This is a genomic window from Sphaerimonospora mesophila (genome assembly GCF_001417795.1).
In the GTDB taxonomy this organism is placed as follows: domain Bacteria; phylum Actinomycetota; class Actinomycetes; order Streptosporangiales; family Streptosporangiaceae; genus Sphaerimonospora; species Sphaerimonospora mesophila.
On the sequence record NZ_BCBX01000036.1, the window covers coordinates 320,153 to 336,647 of the forward strand.

At 70.2% G+C, this 16,495-nt stretch carries 15 protein-coding genes; 6 read left to right on the forward strand and 9 right to left on the reverse strand.

From position 1 onward, the window contains the following. The first annotated feature begins 253 nt into the window (after positions 1 to 253). Entirely contained in the window at positions 254 to 2,890 is a 2,637-nt protein-coding gene (locus AP234_RS17355; RefSeq protein ID WP_160330459.1) for a hypothetical protein, read from the forward strand. Here the strand turns inward: AP234_RS17355 and AP234_RS17360 are convergent. After that, positions 2,850 to 3,308 carry an NUDIX domain-containing protein gene (locus tag AP234_RS17360; protein ID WP_063842965.1) on the reverse strand — a complete coding sequence of 153 codons (459 nt, stop codon included), beginning with the start codon at positions 3,306 to 3,308 and terminating at the stop codon, positions 2,850 to 2,852. The genes AP234_RS17355 and AP234_RS17360 overlap by 41 nt on opposite strands. Positions 3,309 to 3,381: 73 nt before the next feature. Here AP234_RS17360 and AP234_RS17365 point away from each other — a divergent pair, with 73 nt between their 5' ends. Genes AP234_RS17365 through AP234_RS17375 form a run of 3 tightly spaced genes read left to right on the forward strand, consistent with a single transcriptional unit; the run spans position 3,382 to position 5,710 of the window. Next, positions 3,382 to 4,026: a DUF6758 family protein gene (locus AP234_RS17365; protein WP_055480688.1), complete on the forward strand. Its 645-nt coding sequence runs from the start codon at positions 3,382 to 3,384 to the stop codon at positions 4,024 to 4,026. A gap of 28 nt (positions 4,027 to 4,054) precedes the next feature. Next, positions 4,055 to 4,768 carry an MBL fold metallo-hydrolase gene (locus AP234_RS17370; protein ID WP_055480689.1) on the forward strand — a complete coding sequence of 238 codons (714 nt, stop codon included), beginning with the start codon at positions 4,055 to 4,057 and terminating at the stop codon, positions 4,766 to 4,768. A 39-nt stretch (positions 4,769 to 4,807) separates the two neighbouring features. Beyond that, entirely contained in the window at positions 4,808 to 5,710 is a 903-nt protein-coding gene (locus tag AP234_RS17375; protein ID WP_055480690.1) for a RecB family exonuclease, read from the forward strand. A 31-nt stretch (positions 5,711 to 5,741) separates the two neighbouring features. Here AP234_RS17375 and AP234_RS17380 read toward each other — a convergent pair whose 3' ends face one another. Both AP234_RS17380 and AP234_RS17385 read right to left on the reverse strand, forming a co-directional pair. Further along, the gene (locus tag AP234_RS17380) at positions 5,742 to 6,626 is read right to left on the reverse strand and encodes an alpha/beta fold hydrolase (protein ID WP_055480691.1); all 885 of its coding nucleotides are present in this window, start codon (positions 6,624 to 6,626) and stop codon (positions 5,742 to 5,744) included. 219 nt (positions 6,627 to 6,845) lie between these two features. Further along, entirely contained in the window at positions 6,846 to 8,603 is a 1,758-nt protein-coding gene (locus tag AP234_RS17385) for a DEAD/DEAH box helicase (protein WP_200926561.1), read from the reverse strand. A gap of 439 nt (positions 8,604 to 9,042) precedes the next feature. Here AP234_RS17385 and AP234_RS17390 point away from each other — a divergent pair, with 439 nt between their 5' ends. After that, positions 9,043 to 9,711: a ferritin-like fold-containing protein gene (locus AP234_RS17390; protein ID WP_055480693.1), complete on the forward strand. Its 669-nt coding sequence runs from the start codon at positions 9,043 to 9,045 to the stop codon at positions 9,709 to 9,711. 490 nt (positions 9,712 to 10,201) lie between these two features. Here AP234_RS17390 and AP234_RS17395 read toward each other — a convergent pair whose 3' ends face one another. The 4 genes from AP234_RS17395 to ligD all read right to left on the reverse strand — a co-directional run bounded on the left by AP234_RS17395 (position 10,202) and on the right by ligD (position 12,528). Beyond that, positions 10,202 to 10,432: a DUF3107 domain-containing protein gene (locus AP234_RS17395; RefSeq protein ID WP_055480694.1), complete on the reverse strand. Its 231-nt coding sequence runs from the start codon at positions 10,430 to 10,432 to the stop codon at positions 10,202 to 10,204. Between the two features lie 197 nt (positions 10,433 to 10,629). Continuing rightward, positions 10,630 to 11,250, reverse strand: a complete 621-nt coding sequence (locus AP234_RS17400; protein WP_083502188.1) for a TetR/AcrR family transcriptional regulator — start codon at positions 11,248 to 11,250, stop codon at positions 10,630 to 10,632. A gap of 74 nt (positions 11,251 to 11,324) precedes the next feature. Beyond that, complete coding sequence (locus tag AP234_RS17405) at positions 11,325 to 11,525, reverse strand: hypothetical protein (RefSeq protein ID WP_055480695.1); 201 nt, start codon at positions 11,523 to 11,525, stop codon at positions 11,325 to 11,327. A 121-nt stretch (positions 11,526 to 11,646) separates the two neighbouring features. Then, positions 11,647 to 12,528, reverse strand: coding sequence for a non-homologous end-joining DNA ligase (gene ligD, locus AP234_RS17410; RefSeq protein ID WP_055480696.1), 882 nt, complete (start codon positions 12,526 to 12,528; stop codon positions 11,647 to 11,649). A gap of 159 nt (positions 12,529 to 12,687) precedes the next feature. Here ligD and AP234_RS17415 point away from each other — a divergent pair, with 159 nt between their 5' ends. Further along, positions 12,688 to 13,623, forward strand: a complete 936-nt coding sequence (locus tag AP234_RS17415) for a Ku protein (RefSeq protein WP_055480697.1) — start codon at positions 12,688 to 12,690, stop codon at positions 13,621 to 13,623. Between the two features lie 337 nt (positions 13,624 to 13,960). On the opposite strand, the gene AP234_RS17420 is transcribed toward AP234_RS17415, so the two are convergent. Both AP234_RS17420 and AP234_RS17425 read right to left on the reverse strand, forming a co-directional pair. Beyond that, positions 13,961 to 14,293, reverse strand: a complete 333-nt coding sequence (locus tag AP234_RS17420; protein ID WP_055480698.1) for a hypothetical protein — start codon at positions 14,291 to 14,293, stop codon at positions 13,961 to 13,963. A gap of 953 nt (positions 14,294 to 15,246) precedes the next feature. Further along, a complete protein-coding gene (locus AP234_RS17425) occupies positions 15,247 to 16,392 on the reverse strand; it encodes a beta-propeller fold lactonase family protein (protein WP_055480699.1) in 1,146 nt (381 codons plus the stop codon). Positions 16,393 to 16,495 lie beyond the last annotated feature (103 nt).

Consider the following 16,495-nt stretch of genomic DNA (forward strand, 5'->3'; position numbering starts at 1 on the left):
CAGGACGGGGCGCAGTCCGTACGCCGCGCCGTACGGCATGGCCCAATCGGGACGGGCTCAGCCGGAGTCGGGCCACGGCCGCACGCCGGACCCGGCGCGCCAAACCGAAACCGGGACCGGGACCGGGGCGCCCGGGAAGAGGCGACGCCTGGTGACGCGGCCGGACAAGTTGGTGGCCTCCGGGCGGAGGCCGCGGGCATCGCAGGGCCGGCCGCCGACGGAGGGCGGGCTCTCGGCGCAGGATCGGCCACCGGTGCGGGACGAGTCGCCGTGGCCGACTCCGCGGACATCACCGTGGGGGAGTGCGGAAGAACCGGAGCGGACGTCCTGGGAGGGCACGGGCGAGGGTCCCGATGACACCGGAGGGTCCGGCGACGAGCCGATCGAGCCGCCCGGCCGCCGAGGCCGTACGGCGCCGCATCCGGTGTGGGGTTCCGGCGGCAGGCCGGGGCCGAGGCGTCGTCCCCTCGTGGTGGCGGCGGTCCTGCTGGTGGCCGCGGCACTCGGCGTGGTGGTGGTCAACCGCGTCGGCGGTCCCGACGGTGCCGGGCTCACGCTGGCGGCGGGGGAGGGCCGTTCCGCCGATGCCGCTTTCACGGCGCCCGGCCTGTCCGGCAGCGGCTCCAGCCAGGTGCTCAACGCCATCGCCTCGGCGGGCTCGACGATCGTGGCGGCGGGCAGCGACACCACGGGCCCCGTCCCGAAGCCGCTGTTCCTCGTCTCCGCCGACGGCGGCGGACACTGGGAGCTGGGCAGGATCACGGGCTTCGAGGGAGGCTCCGCCGGATATGAGCCGGCCGCCGGGGCGGTCGGCCGGTTGGCCGGGGGCGCGGGCCGGTGGCTGGCGGTGGGCACGGACGTTCCGGGCCGGGCGGGCGGGCCGGCCGAGCCGTCCGGTCGCTCGGCCGGTCAGGGCGGCTGGGCGAACCCGGCGGCCGCACGCGGGATGTGGGTCTCCTCAGACGGCAGATCCTGGACGGCCGTGGGCGCCGACCGGCTGACCGAGTTCTGGAGTCAGGACAGGATCACCGATGTGACGCGGACCGCGACCGGCTTCCTCGCCGTCGGGGTCACCGTGCTGAGCGACGGCACGGCCGGCCCGGTGGCCTGGGTGTCGCCCGACGGCACGAGCTGGACCAGGGTGGACGCCGACCGGCTCGGCTCGGGTCGCATGGCGCGGGGGATCCGGGCGGTGGCCGCCAGGGGAGACAGGGTGGTGGCGCTGGCGGAACCGGCCTCGAACGCCGACCGGGGCCCGGTCGTCCTCCACTCGGACGACGGAGGCCGCAGCTGGCGCCGTACGACCGGAGCCCTCCCCGGCGTCCGCCCGGAGCCCGGGACGCTCACCACGACGAAGAAGGGCTTCCTGCTGGTCCCGATCCGGCAGAAGCCGGCGTCCGGGGACGTACGCGCGCACTGCTCGCGCGACGGTGTCCGGTGGAGCCGGTGCGGGAAGATCGGACGGCTGGGCCCGGACGGGACCGGCGTGCGGGGTCTCACCTCGTCCGCCGCCGGAGTCGCCGCCGTCGTCGAGTACGCCTGGGAGAAGTACGCCGTCTACACCAGCACGGACGGACACCGCTGGACCAGGGGTGCGAACCTGGGGGAGATCCCCGGCACGCTGCGCGGGCTGACCATCACCGACGGCGGCCTGCTGGTGGCGAGCGGGGACGAACGCGGCCCGGGCGACGTCGAGAACCTGCCCGTCCTGATCACGGTCCGGAAGGGCGGGGCGGCCAGGCCCGTGCCACTGGGGGAGATCGCCGGGCTCGACCGGACGGTCCGGGAACCGGTGGACATCGCCGCGGCCGGCGGCGTGTTCGTGGCGGTGGGGTCGGCGAACGGCGACGCGGCGATCTGGACGAGCGATGACGGCGGGGCGAGCTGGACGGAGGCCGGCTCCGCCGACCTGCTCGGCGGCCCGGGACGGCAGGCCCTGAGCGGGGTGACACACGGCCCGTACGGCTGGCTGGCGGTCGGCGGCGCCACGACGGATCCGGCGGTGACCCGGCCGCTGCTGGTGACCTCGGCCGACGGCACGACGTGGCGTCCCGGCCCCACGCTCAAGGTCGATCCCGGCCATTTCCTGCTCGCGCCGCGTGTCGTGGCGGCGGGTCAGAAGGGATACGTCCTCGCGGGTGAGGACCACGGCTCGGCCGGAATGGTGCCCGCCCTGTGGTTCAGCCCCGACCTGAAGCGGTTCACCCGCGTGCCGCCCGCGCGGATGCCCGCCGGAGGCGCCGGGGTGCGCATCGCCGACGTCGCCGCCATGTCGTACGGCTTCGTCGCCGTGGGCGGAGCGGGCACGGCCGACCGGGAGGCGGGCGTCGTGTGGGTCTCCCCCGACGGTCTCAACTGGACCTCTCGCGGCAGGGTGCTCCCGCAGGGCGCCCGGTCGGCCGGGCTGCGCCACGTCGTGACCACCGAGTCCGGGGACGTCGTGGTGATCGGCGTCGCCGTCACCGGCGAGGGCCCCCGGCCGTTCTCCGCGCGTGCCGACTCGGCGTCGGCCTCGGCCGCCGTGACCGGCGAGGCGGGCGACGGCGGCATGGAATGGGAGTACGGCAGCCTGCCGGCGGAGGCGGGAGCGACCGTGTTCGACGTCACCGCGACCCGCGGCGGGCTGGTGGCGGTCGGATCGTACGGCCCGGCGGCCGAGGGTGACAGCGCCGCGTGGATCTCCGGGGACGGCCTCGGGTGGACCCGCAGCACGCTCACCTCTGACGGTTCGAGCGGATCGGGCGCCCGGCCGCTCGGCGGACCGGGGGCTCAGTGGCTCGGCACGGTCGCGGTGTCGGGCGAAGCGGTGGTGGCCATCGGCAGATCCCCCGCCAGAACCGGCGATCACCTCACGGTCTGGCGCAGCCGGGTGACCGGGGAGGATCGGTGAGCCCGCCGTCCTCCGCGTGGCCCGGCAGCACGCCCCATTCGGACAGGGCGTCGAGGAGGCCGCTCGTCAGCGGGAGCCGTACGAGATCGGCGCGCTCGCACCAGCGCGCGTCCGCAGCGTCGTCACCGGGAGAGAGCGGGCCCGGCGGATCGGCCGTCGCGACGTAGTCGTGGATCTCGTAGGTGACGCCTCCGGGCCCGGGACGTTCGACGGCGCCCGCCCACCTGTCCACGACGACATCGAGGCCGGTCTCCTCGCGAAGCTCGCGCCGGACCGCCTCGACGTCGGTCTCGCCCGGCTCGACCCGCCCGCCGGGCAGCGACCAGCTGCCCTGCGCCGGTGGGTGGCCGCGGCGGACCAGCAGCAGGCGACCGCTGTCGTCCAGGACGATCGCCCCCACGCATCTGATGAACCGCACATGCCCAAGATTACGACTAGATAACGGGAAAAGCCTTGACGTTGGGCGTGTCTCCGAAGCACCGTGAATACTTGTGAGAACCGCGCCTGCCTGCCCGCGGTGCTTCGGGCCGCTGCACGAACCGAGCGTCTGGTCCAGCGCCTGGCGTTGCGCCGCGCACGGTGACGTGCTGCCGTTGCAGCCTCCCCGGCGCCCGTCCGAGGCCGCGGCCGAGGCCATCCGGCAGGCCGCCCGGGTCCCCGTCTGGATTCCCTGGCCACTGCCCGTGGGCTGGCTGGTCACCGGTTTCGCCGAGGTGGGGGACGAGCGCAGCGGGGTGCGGGCGAGCGTGGTCGCGCTGACCGGCCCGTCGATCACTTCCGGTCCTGCGGACATGCTGGTCATCGCCGAGGAACCCGGGGTGGGGCTCGGAGCCGCCTTCGCCGGACTGCCGGGCCCTGATCCCGGCGTCGGCTTCGACGCCGGTCCGCCGCACGCGAAGATCGATGTACGGGGTCACCCGACGGCCCTGTGGTGTGCCGGCGAAGTGCCGGAGGATCGGGCCGTCTACGTCGGGGAGGCGCTCGGCAACTGGTTGTGGGCGATCGTCTGGCCCGCCGAGGTCGGGTGCTTCGTCGCACTGGCCAACCTGACGCTCCGAGACCTGCGAGACCACGATCAGGCGCTCGATCTGCCGTTCGGCGCCTTCTCACCACGTCTCGACGGCGACACTCTCTGAGGCCGGAACGGTAGTAAGGTTCTGAGCCGTGACAGCGCGCATCGAACGAGTCGTGACCTCGGGCCCGGTGGAGATCGAGGGCGTCGAGCACAAGGTCGAGAACAACACCTGGATCATCGGTGACGACGACGAGGTCATCGTGATCGACCCCGCACGGGACGCGGAGAAGATCCTCGAGAAGGTGGGCGACCGGGAGGTCCTCGCGGTCATCTGCACCCATGGCCTGCCCGACCACGTCGGGGGCGCCATCGAGACGGCCGCCAAGGACGAGGCGGTCGTCGCGGTGCATCCCAAGGACAGGCGCCTGTGGCGGCAGACCTGGGAGGAGACCTGGCCCGACATCGAGATGGAGGACGAGGGCCTGTTCGCCGTCGCCGGTGTCGAGCTCGAGGTCCTGACCACGCCGGGGGTGACCGCCGGAGGCGTGTCGCTCTACTGCGAGGAGCTGGGCGCGGTCTTCACCGGGAAGACGCTGCTCGCCGATGGTCCGGGTAAGCTCGGCGGGGAGTACCCCGCGCTCGCCGACCAGCTCACCGCGATCGGCGAACGGCTGTTCACGCTGCCGCACGAGACGCGTGTGCTGCCCGCGCACGGCGAGGAATGTCTCATCGGTGATCTAGAGCCCCAGTTCGACCAGTGGCTGTCGGGATCGCTCACCGGGGCGGACGAGAGCGAGCCCGAGACGACGCCACTGCTGGACGGCAAGAGCGCGGCCGGCATCAAGCTGAACCTCGACGACTAGCGGAGGCGGCGCGAGGGACAGGGATCGGGCGGATCGGTCATGGAGCAGCTCGGCCTCGACGGAATGCCGCGGCGGCTTTACAGCTGTACGCCGTCGCGGCTGAACTCGTGGCTGGACTGCGCGCGGCGTTATCGCTTCACCTATCTCGACCGGCCGGCGCCGCCCAAGGGGCCGGCCTGGGCGCACAACAGCCTGGGAGCCTCGGTCCACAACGCGCTGGCCGCCTGGTGGCGGGAGCCGTACGAGCGGCGCACCCCGCTCATGGCGGCCATCCTCCTCACGAACGGCTGGATCGGCGAGGGCTTCCGGGACGCCGAGCAGTCGGCGTTATGGCGGGACCGGGCCCGTGACATGGTGTCCGGGTACGCCTCGACCCTCGACCCCTCCGACGAGCCCATCGGCGTCGAACGTGTCGTCGCCACGAGGACGGCCGTCATCGCGGTGTCCGGGCGGGTGGACCGGCTCGACCGCCGGGGTGACGAACTGGTCGTCGTGGACTACAAGACCGGCAGACGCCCGCTGACCACGGAGGACGCCAGGTCCTCGATCGCGCTGGCCGTCTACGCGATCGCCGCGACGCGCATGATGCACCGGACCTGCCGCCGGGTGGAGCTCCATCACGTTCCGACGGGCGCCGTCATCGAGTGGGAGCACACCGACGAGTCGCTGGGCCGCCACCTGCGCCGGGCCGAGGAGATCGCCCAGGAGGCGGCAGCGGCCGACGACGCCTACCGCGCCTGGGCGGGCGGACAGGGCAGGGGCGGTCGCCGGTCGGCGGATCGTGGCGTCGCCGCGGCGAAGACGCCGCCACCCGAGATCGACGAGCTGTTCCCGCCGAGACCCGGACCGCTGTGCTCCTGGTGCGACTTCCGCCGGCACTGCGCCGAGGGGCAGGCCGCGGCGCCGGAGCGTCTCCCCTGGGATGGCCTCGGCGACGAGTGATCCGGTGGCGCTGCCCCCGCCGGCGCTTCCGTCACATGTGCTGCGGCTGGAGCAGACGGCTCTCCGCCATGTTCCAGAACCGGTTGAGCGCCGCCGCCGTTGTCTCGGGGGCCTCCACGGCGGGAGAGTGGACCGCACCCGGGACCACCACGCACTCGGCGTCGAGCCGGTGCGCCATCTCCGCCTGCAGCAGCGGCGGCCAGCCGTCGTCGTGTTCGCCGTACAGGACCAGGACGTCGAGGTCGTGCCCGACCAGTTCGGCCACGCGGTCGGGCGCGTTCAGCACCTCCTCGGCCATCACCTGGAGGCCGAGTGGGTGATTGGCCAGCAGTCGCTTGCGCAGGAAGGACACGATCTCGTCGGAAACCCCTGCCTGGAGCGCCTCGGGTTCGAGCCGGTTGGTCCAGATGTAGTCGATGCCGTACTCGGGCAGTTCGGCCAGCATCACCCGGCCGACCTGCTCCCGTGGACCGATGATGGCCGCCGGGCCCGAGCTCATCAACGTGAGCGAGGCCGGCCGCGTCATGCCCGTCAGAACGGCCTCCCGGGCGACCAGACCGCCGAACGAATGGCCGAGCAGGTGGACCGGGTCTCCCTGTCCCACCGCCGTGGCGATCGCGCCGACGTCGGCTCCCAGGGCCGCACAGGTGTACGCCCGCGGATCATCGAGGCCCTGGGTTTCGTACTGCCCGCGCATGTCGATCGCGATGACCCGGCGTCCCGCCTGGGCGAGCGTCTGCAGGACCGAGATGAAGTCTTCTTTACTCCCGGTGAATCCCGGTACGAGTAAGGCGGGCCAGCGTTCGGCGACACCGCTGACGGGCCGGGCCTCCAGGGCGGCGAACGAGCCGACCGGAGTCTCGATCTGCCGCGTGCTGACGCCCGGGGGGAGAGCCAGGAATCGTGGCGTGCTCACGAGACCTCCTTCCCGTCAGGGAGCCCTTCGGCCGACGGGCCGGCGACCCGTCTCCTGGACCGTCTGCTGCGGACTCGTGCACTCACGTGGCATCACGATACCGAGAGAAGGCCGTACGGGCACCGGCGAAACCCTTTCGGAGGTTACGATCCGGCACCCGTCCATTCCCTGTCCGGCGTTGGGCCGGTCACCCCCGCGGCCGGCCCCTCGCGATGTCCGTCACCTGGTGCGGCGAGTCTGGGATCGGTTCGAACGCCGCCGCTGCTGCTGCTGGTTGATTCGCTCGGTCGCCGCCGAGGGGGCGAGATCGTCGTCGTCGGTCGCCAGGTCGGGAGACTTGAACACCACGACGAACGGGCTGGGCGGGATGATCCGCTCCGGCTCGGGCCGCCGGGCCGCCGGCGGTTCGCCGGTCGCGTCCTCGTCCGCCTCGATGTCGTCTCCCGCGCCGTCGTCATACGCTGCGCTGTCATACGCCGTGTCGTCGGAGGGGTGGGCGTCGTCTGTCGTGCCGCCGACGGCCGCGGGAGCGTCCGCCTCGGGCACGGCGGGGCCGACCTCGGCCAGCGCGTCGCTGAGCGCGGCCGCGTTGGCGCCCCTGCGGCTGCGCCTGCCCGCCGCCGTCTCCACCGTCGCCTCGTCGAGATCGGGCGCCTCCGGCGTGAGCGTGCTCTGCCGCTCCGCCGTGGCGTCCGCCTCCTGCGGGCGCCCGCCGCGGGTGCGGCGACGCTCCCGGGTGCGGGCGGGACGCTCGCGGCGCTCCTCCCGCTCCGTCCGGCCACGCCGGTCCGCCCGGTCCCGCGAGCGCGTACGACCGGTCTCGCCGAGATCCTCGAGGTCCTCCGCCTCGAGTCCGGCACGGGAGCGGCTGGCCCGGGGCAGGACGCCCCTGGTCCCCTCGGGGATGCCGAGATCGGTGTAGAGGTGGGGCGAGCTGGAGTAGGTCTCGACCGGCTCGGGGAAATCCAGCCCGAGCGCGTTGTTGATGACCTTCCAGCGGGTCAGCTCGGTCCACTCGACGAAGGTCACCGCCACGCCGGTGCGTCCGGCCCGGCCGGTACGGCCGATGCGGTGGACGTAGGTCTTCTCGTCCTGGGGACAGTCGTAGTTGACCACGTGGGTGACGTCGTCGATGTCGATGCCGCGTGCGGCGACGTCGGTCGCGACCAGCACGTTGATCTTGCCGTTGCGGAACGCGCGCAGCGCCTGCTCCCGCTGCCCCTGCCCGAGATCGCCGTGCACCGCCGCCACCGCGAAACCCCTGCTGTGCAGCTGCTCGGAGACCATGTCGCAGGCACGCTTCGTCTCGCAGAACACCATCGTCAGCCCGTTGCCGGTGCTCTGGAGCAGCCGGGCAACGATTTCGATCTTGTCCATGCGGTGGGTGCGGTAGACGAACTGCGTCGTCAGCGTGGTGGGCTCGGCCTCCGCCGTGACGTTCCCCGCACGCACGTTGGTGGGGCGGGTGAGATAGCGGCGCGACAGCGCGACGATCTCGCCGGGCATGGTGGCCGAGAACAGCATCGTCTGCCGCTTCTCGGGAACGAGCTTGATGATGCGCTCGATGTCGGGGAGGAAACCGAGGTCGAGCATGCGGTCGGCCTCGTCCAGGACGAGCATGGTCACCTGACCGAGATCGAGGTGCTTCTGCTTGACCAGGTCGAGCAGCCGCCCGGGGGTGCCGACGATGACGTCGACACCGCTCTTGAGCGCCTCGATCTGCGGCTCGTACGCCCGCCCGCCGTACACGGTGAGGATCCGCGAGCCGAGCTTGCCGGAGGCGAGGACCAGGTCCTCGGTCACCTGAAGGGCGAGCTCCCGGGTCGGCACCAGGACCAGACCGCGCGGCTTCTTGCGGTTCTTCCTGGGCTTGCCGACCAACTGGAGCATGGGGACGCCGAAGGCATAGGTCTTGCCGGTGCCGGTCCGCGCCTGGCCGATGACGTCCTGACCCGCGAGGGCCAGGGGGAGCGCCATCTCCTGAATCGGGAATGGTGAAGTTATGCCCTCGGTCTCGAGCGCATCGGCGATCTCCGGGATGACTCCCAGGTCTCGGAACGTCGTTGTCAGCGTCGCCTGCCTAAATCAGTGCGAAGGGCGGCCCTCCGGGACATCCGGCCGGCAGATCGATCCCGGTCCGGGCCCTCGCGGACAGTCGCGCCCTCGTCGTCATCAGCGACCGCGACATCCGATTCTGGGGACTCCGGAACACGGGCCTCAGATCGACACGTGCTCCAGGTCGACACGTGCCCAGGGACGGACACAATGCGGTCGCACCTTCAAGAGACCAGTCTACTCGATACCACAACCCCGAACCGATTTCCGGGTGTTCTCGACCAGAAGTTCCCTCCGTCCGGCGGAGTCGCCGGGCGTCTCGTTCCCCGGGGCGGCGCGGCCCGGCCGTACCCTGACACCTATGACTGATTCCGCTCCCGCTCCCGGGGTCGTCGACCTCCTGGGCATGCTGGCGTACGCCGAGCTCACCGCGTTCCTGCGCATGGCGGAGGATGCCGCGCTACTGGCGCCCAGCCTCACCGACAGGGCGGCGCTCGGCGACCTGGCGGCCATGGAGTACGGCCATTTCCGGAGGCTGCGTGACCGGCTGGCGTCGCTCGGGGCGGATCCGGAGGAGGCGATGGCGCCGTTCGTCGAGGCCATTGACGGCTGGCATGCCCAGACGAAGCCGAAGGACTGGCACGAGGCTCTGGTCAAGGTGTACGTGGGCACCGGCGTCGCCTGGGACTTCTACCGGGAGATCGCGCGGCGGGCCGAACCCGCGATCAGGGGGCTGGTCGACGAGGTGCTGGCGGACAAGGACCGCTCCGAGTTCGCGGTGGAGCGGGTGCGTGCGGCGATCGAAGCGGACCGCCGGTTGAGCGGGCGGCTGGCGTTGTGGGCGCGCCGGATGGTGGGGGAGGCGCTCAGCCAGGGGCAGCGGCTCGCGGCCGCCCGACCCGAGCTCGCCACGCTGCTGGTCGGCGACGGGGAGGGCGAGGACCTGGCGGAGATCGGCCGGCTCTTCGCGCGGCTGACCGAGGAGCACGGCAAGCGGATGGCGGCGATCGGGCTGACCCCCGGTCCCTGAGGGCGACTCTGAGCCCGAGCCCGGTCCCTGAATCTGAGTCCTGAATTTCGGGTTTTTCCGTTTCCGGGGCGATCCATCTCCTCATCGAGCGGCATAACGGCGCCGAACGGTTGTACCGTGCGAGACATGAGGGCCTCGCGCCGCTACGGCAGTTCCTTGACAAGATGTGGGCCGAATCGCTGGACTTCGCGCGCCGTGCTACGGAGAGGAAGCGCGGGGTGTCCGACCATCAGTCGTGGCCGGGACGATCCCCATCTGGGGATCCCGGTCCGTCGCCCACGCGGCTGCCGCTACCGACGCCACTGAGAGGCGGCCGTCCCGGGGAGTCGTGCCGGGAGGGGCCGAGGTCCCGGCGAAGCCCTTCTCGCCGGGCCCTTCGTCTGCGGTCCTCGTGCCGCGGTCCTCGTGCCGCGGTCCTCGTGCCGCGGTTACTCGTGTCCTCCCGAGCTTCGGCTCCCCGGATCCGCGATCCGATGACCGTGCGGAACGGTCAGAGTGTGCCGCCGAAGCCCACCGTGCGCTGCTCGTCCTCGCCGATCTCGACGAACCCGAGTGAGGCCACGGGGACGACGACGCGGCGGCCCTTGGTGTCGGTGAGCGAGAAGATGCCCTTGTCGGAGGCGAGTGCCTTGCGGAGCTCCTCCTCGATCTGCTCGGCCGACAGGTCGGTCTCCACCACGAGCTCACGATGCACCGACTGGACGCCGATCTTGATTTCCATGGGGCTCCCCTTTCGCGCGGGCCGGTCCATACCCATCGTCGTCGCCGGGGGCCGTGGCGCGTTCTGTGATCGCGTCAAGCGAACAGAAACCTTTTCAACCGATCCGAGGCGGCCGGTTCGGGTCGGGGCGGCCGGTTCGGGAAGGTCGCTCCGGGGTGGTCGGGCCGGGGCGGCCGGTTCGGGGCCTTCGATCCGGGTCAGCCGGTGCGTGGGAAGCCGCTGATGCCGCGCCAGGCGAGCCGCGCCATGAGCTGCGTGGCCGCCTCCTTGGGGATCGAACCCTGGCTGCTCAGCCAGTAGCGAGCGCTGACCTCGGCCATGCCGACGAGACCGACGCCCAGCAGGTGCGCCTCATCGCTGGAGCAGCCCGTGTCCTCCTGGATCACCTGGCTGATCGCCTCGGCGCTCTCGCGCAGTGAGCGTTCCATCCGCTGCCGCACCGGTGCGACGTTGCGCAGGTCGGATTCGAAGACCAGCCGGAACGCCTCGCCCTGGCTCGACACGAAGTCGAAGAACGCGCCGATCGCCGCCTGCACCCGCTGCTTGTTGTCCGTCGTGGAGGCGAGCGCCTGACGGCAGCGGGTCACCATGTCGTCGACATGGACGTCCAGCAGGGCCAGATAGAGTTCCAGCTTGCCCGGGAAGTGCTGGTAGAGCACCGGCTTGCTGACCCCGGCCCGCTCGGCGATCTCGTCCATGGCGGCGGCGTGGTAGCCGTTCTCCACGAACACTTCCTGCGCCGCGCTCAGCAACTGGCGACGGCGGGCCATCCGGGGCAGCCGGGTGCCCCGGGGCTTGGCGTCCGGGGTAGCGGTCACGGCAGTCTCCTAGTGAGGATGAGCATCGGGGGCTCGCCGCCCCGGGGCCACATCCTACGCGCCAGTAAAACGGCTCAGCGATAATCCTCGTCCTCGCCGAGGTCAACCGTACGCTCCTGCTCTGCCACATCGGCAGGGTCGGCTTCGAGCGGGACCCGCTTGGGCCAGCCGGTGTCCTCCGGCACCTTCACGAGCCGGTGCTGCTCGACCGCGTCCGCCTCCGGTGCCTCGATCGAGATCTCCCCAATCACCTCATCGGGGTCTACTTCGGACATCTGGCCATCCTCCCGTTCTGAAAGATCCGCTGTGAAACGGCCTGCTGTGAAAGGGGCTGCTCTGAAACGGTCTCGCCATGTCAGGTCCACACTATGGCCCGGTTGCCCACGAAGGCGTGTCCTAAGCGTGCGCGTCCACGAACAGGTCGCCGTGTTCCGCCACCCGGCCGAGTACGTCGGAGGCGGTGAACACGAGGTCCTCCGGGCCCTCGCATTCCTCGACCTCCTCCCACGTCAGCGGAGTGGAGACGGTGGGGAGGCGGTCGGCGCGCAGGGAGTAGGGCGCGACGGTGGTCTTCGCCGGGTTGTTCTGGCTCCAGTCGATGAAGACCTTGCCCGGTCTGGCCTTCCTGGCCATCACGCTGGTGATCCCAGGATCGTGGGACTCCAACTTCCGGGCCAGCGCCTTCGCGTAGTCGGAGGTGCCGAAACCCCGGTCCCACGGCACATAGAGCTGCATGCCCTTCTTCCCGCTGGTTTTGGGGAAGCCGTCCAGGCCGTCGCCCGCCAACGCCTCCCTGAGCAGCATGGCGACCCGGCAGCACTCCACTATGGTGGCCGGCGCGCCGGGGTCGAGGTCGAAGACGAGCGTGTCGGGCGGCAGCGGGCCGCCGTCCGGCGAGACCCGCCACATCGGGACGTGCACTTCCAGCGCGGCCAGGTTGGCGTAATAGACCAGCGTCGGCAGATCGCAGATGACGGCGAACTCGATCTTCTCCCGGTTCTTGGTGCTGCCCGGCACGGGCAGGGTCACGGTACGGACCCAGTCCGGCGTGTGCGCGGGCGCGTTCTTCTCGAAGAAGAACTGGCCGTCGACGCCGTCGGGGAAGCGCTTGACCGTCAACGGACGGTTTCCGATGTGCGGGAGCATGACGTCGGCGATCTTGGTGTAGTAGTCGATGACCTCGGCCTTGGTGAAGCCGGCGTCGGGATAGAGGACCTTGTCCAGATTGGTCAGCACCAACTCCCGGTCCTCGACCCGCACCAGCACCTTCCGCGTCATGCCCGCACAGCACCTCCGCCGGTCTCCCGCCCCGGTGGCGTAGGCCATGTGCGTGGTCCCGCCCCGGGTACGGCTCCCCCCATTGTGGGTACCTGCCCATGAGGTGAGTCTGTTCAATCACGTCTGGCGATATTCGAACTCAGAGACGAGAATGTGGCTATGCGCAGCATCTGGAAGGGCGCCATCTCGTTCGGGTTGGTCACCATCCCCGTGAAGCTGTATTCGGCGACCGAGCAGAAGGACGTCACGTTCCACCAGGTGCACCAGGCGGACGGTGGGCGGATCAAGTACAAGCGGGTCTGCTCCCTCGACGGTGAAGAGGTTCCGTACTCGGAGATAGCCAAGGGATACGAGCTCGCCACGGGTGAGATCGTCGTGCTGACCGAGGACGACTTCGCCGAGCTGCCGCTGACCACGTCCCGCCGGATCGACGTGCTGCAGTTCACCCCCGCCGAGCAGATCGACCCGATCTACTTCGCCAAGTCGTACTACCTGGAGCCCGAGGCCCAGGGGACCAAGCCGTACGTCCTGCTGCGGGACGCGCTGGAACGCTCGGGGCAGGTCGCGGTGGTGAAGGTCACGCTGCGGCAGCGCGAGTCGCTGGCGACCCTGCGCGTGCGCGACGGTGTCTTCGTGCTGGAGACCATGCTCTGGCCGGACGAGGTGCGCGTGGCGGAATTCGCGTTTCTCGAGGAGGACGTGGAGGTCCGCCCCCAGGAGCTGAAGATGGCCGAGTCCCTGATCGAGACGATGGTGGCCGACTTCGACCCCGCAGAGCATCGGGACGCCTACCGCGAGGCGCTGCAGGAGGTCATCGAGGCGAAGGTGGCGGGCAAGGAGATCGTCGCTCCGGAGGCGCCGGCCGAGGGACGCCCGGCCGTGGACCTCATGGCCGCGCTGCGGGCGAGCGTCGAGGCCGCCAAGAAGGAGCGTGAGGGTACGGCGGCGGCCGGAAAGCGCAAGGCGTCGGCCGGGAAGACCCGCGGGAAGACCTCGGAGAAGGCCGCGGAGAAGGTGACGGAGAAGGCTGCGGAGAAGGCTGCGGGCGAGGAGAAGAAGACCCCGGCGAAGGGGAGGACCCGCCGCACGGCCTGACCCACACGCGCCCCCTCCCCGTGATCTTGCAGTTTCTCGCAGGGATGCCCCCTGACCTGCATGAGTCAATCTAGTGATCTTGCAGTTTCTTGCAGGAATGCCGCCCGACGTGCGCGGATGCGTTAGCCGATCTCGCAGTTGGCGGCGCCGCGCATGGGGCGGCTCCGGCGGCCGATGGCTCGCCGGAGCACGGTTCTCAGTGGTTGTGGCGATTTCGGTCGTGACGATGACGTTCCAGCGGATTTCCGGTTGGACGGATCCGCCTGCCGACCCCGGGCCGAGGGCGGCAGCCGCTACCTCGGCCCGGGCTTCGGATGCCATTCCTCAGAGCCGAGGATCAGTCGAAGTCATCGTCGCTGTCGATGTCCACGACCGCGTCCGGACCGGCGAAGATGGTGGCGGCCCGGTTGCTCTTGTGGATGCGGCGCTTGTCCACGTGAGTGGGCCGCCAGTAGTTGAGGTTGGCGTTGTGGTTGCGGAGCTTGTTGCGGTTGCAGTTACGGCCGCGGCAACCGTGGCCCCAGCCCCATCCACAGCCGTTGGTCGCGCTAACGACGGTGGTCGTGGCCGCGGCGGCGGTGGTCGCGGTGGTGGCGGCGAGGGCGAGGGACCCTCCGGCCAGTGCCGTACTGATCGCCAGGCCGGTGATGACGTTTCGGAATTTGGGCATTGCGTTCCTCCTTGCAAGGATGGATCGCCCTGTTAGCGGCACTTCCACCGTTTAGGGGAAATGTATGACGATGGGCTTTTTGTCCCTATCGTCCCGCGATGTCTTGATTGCCGAAGCGTCCGAGGTGCAAACCCGGGCGTGCCATCTTTGATGGGTAGTTGCCGCTTTGGGGCAGCGCATATATAAGCCATTGCCCGCTTATTATCCGCAGGTCGATTCCATGGCGACGACCACGGGTATCACCGCCGGCCTGTCGATACGTTTTCCTTGGCCGGCCGTACGTTTCGAATCACCCTTGCGGGTGTCCCGGGCCGCCGTCACGTCGCGGCCGGGCCGCAGGACCCTCGTGTCTGTCCCTCTGAGCGGCCGGATCCCTCCTGGCGTGCCCTGGTCGGAGCGCCACGCGAGGCCGGCGCCGACGGGCCGAGCGGTACGGCGAGGCGGTGTCTCCGTCCCGCCGTCGCTCGACCGGTGAGGCGACGGGATCGGTTGGACGGCGAATCGAGGCAGGACGATGATGAGGATGAAGAGTGATATTCACGACACGGGTCCGCGTCGCCACTCGAGATGAAGTCGGCCGCGATCAGTGTGGCCGAATTCGGCATGCATTATCGACAAAGCGACAAGTGGAAGACGCCTCGACAACGGAAAAGCCCGGGGATATGCGCTCGCGGGGACTTGTCCATTCGGGGAGTAGCGCTCGATCTCTCCTGGATCTTGTTCGAGTGGACGCGCGGCCGCTTCGGTGTCCCCGGTCCGGCGACCGGAAAAGGGCTCCCGGCGGAAATCGCCGGGAGCCCTGGTCATGCGGCTTGTTCATGCCGGTCGAATCCTCCCGGCCCACCTGTCAGCCGATGGGGCTCATCGCGCTGACAAGGCGGACCTGGAGACGCTGCGGCCGGCTTCCTTTCCAGGTGGTGCTGGACTCGAGAACGTGGTGAACGAGTGAACGATCAGACCTCAGCCTGGCCGATCGCGGCGCGTGTACGCCGTACCGCCTGGGCGGCCGCCGCGGTGCGGATGCCGGCGACGGCCACGCCGGTGGGAGCAACACCGACGGGAACGGTCGTGACGACGGTGTTGGTGGCGGTGTTGATCACCGACACCGTGTTCGACACCTGGTTGGTGACGTAGGCGCGGGTGCCGCCCAAGGTGATCGCGACCCCGATCGGGCCGTTCCCGACGGGGATGGTGGCGATGACGGCGTTGGTGGCCGTGTTGATCACCGACACGTTGTTGGAGTTGCGATTGGCCACGTAGACGCGGGTGCCACCGGGCGTGACCGCCACCCCGAAGGGACCGTCCCCGACGGGGACCGTGGCGACGACGGTGTTGGTCGCGGTGTTGATCACCGACACGTTGTCAGATGTCTGGTTGGTGACGTAGACGCGAGTGCCGCCCGGGGTGACCGCCACATCGGTCGGGTTGTTCCCGACGGGGATGGTGGTGATGACGGCGTTGGTGGCGGTGTTGATCACCGACACCGTGTTCGAGCCCTGGTTGGCCACGTAGGCACGGGTGCCGCCAGGAGTGAAGGCCACTCCCCTGGGACTGCTCCCGACGGGGATGGTGGTGATGACGGCGTTGGTGGCGGTGTTGATCACCGACACGTTGTTCGAGACCAGGTTGGTGACGTAGAGGCGGGTGCCGCCCGGGCTGACCACAGCGTCAGTGGGAGTGTTCCCGACGGGGATGGTCGCGACGACGGCGTTGGTCGTGGTGTTGATCACCGACACCGTGTTCGCGTTCGCGTTGGTGACGTAGACGCGGGTGCCGCCCGGGCTGGCCGCCACACCGGTTGGGCTGGTCCCGACGGGGATGGTGGTGATGACGGTGTTGGTGGCGGTGTTGATCACCGAGACGTTGTTCAAGCCTTGGTTGGCCACGTAGGTGACCTGGCGAATCCCCTGCCGTGCCTGTTGTGCGGTACCGGCGGCCGACGCCGACGGCAGGGCCGCCAGCGGTGCGAGTCCGATGGCTACGGCCGCCGCGGTCAGGGACACGCGGAAGCGGGATCGCCATGCCCGACCGCGGGCCTGGCCCGGGGTTTCGGTGCGGCTGGTTCGCACCGTGTTTCTGAGCCAACGCGTGAGCAGCATTGAGACCTCCTGTCGGAATTGCTGGCCCAGTTCTATGTCCTGTACGGAAGGACGCTGCGGGTCAACTCGCCGACTTGGCCGCTCCTGAGGGATGCCTTGATTT

Bases quoted from the DNA above. Each gene is read 5' to 3' on its own strand.
- AP234_RS17375 (WP_055480690.1), top strand. From the start codon at position 4,808: ATGGAGCAGCTCGGCCTCGACGGAATGCCGCGGCGGCTTTACAGCTGT.
- AP234_RS17385 (WP_200926561.1), bottom strand. From the start codon at position 8,603: ATGGCGCTCCCCCTGGCCCTCGCGGGTCAGGACGTCATCGGCCAGGCG.
- AP234_RS17390 (WP_055480693.1), top strand. From the start codon at position 9,043: ATGACTGATTCCGCTCCCGCTCCCGGGGTCGTCGACCTCCTGGGCATG.
- AP234_RS17395 (WP_055480694.1), bottom strand. From the start codon at position 10,432: ATGGAAATCAAGATCGGCGTCCAGTCGGTGCATCGTGAGCTCGTGGTG.
- AP234_RS17405 (WP_055480695.1), bottom strand. From the start codon at position 11,525: ATGTCCGAAGTAGACCCCGATGAGGTGATTGGGGAGATCTCGATCGAG.
- ligD (WP_055480696.1), bottom strand. From the start codon at position 12,528: ATGACGCGGAAGGTGCTGGTGCGGGTCGAGGACCGGGAGTTGGTGCTG.
- AP234_RS17415 (WP_055480697.1), top strand. From the start codon at position 12,688: ATGCGCAGCATCTGGAAGGGCGCCATCTCGTTCGGGTTGGTCACCATC.
- AP234_RS17420 (WP_055480698.1), bottom strand. From the start codon at position 14,293: ATGCCCAAATTCCGAAACGTCATCACCGGCCTGGCGATCAGTACGGCA.
- AP234_RS17425 (WP_055480699.1), bottom strand. From the start codon at position 16,392: ATGCTGCTCACGCGTTGGCTCAGAAACACGGTGCGAACCAGCCGCACC.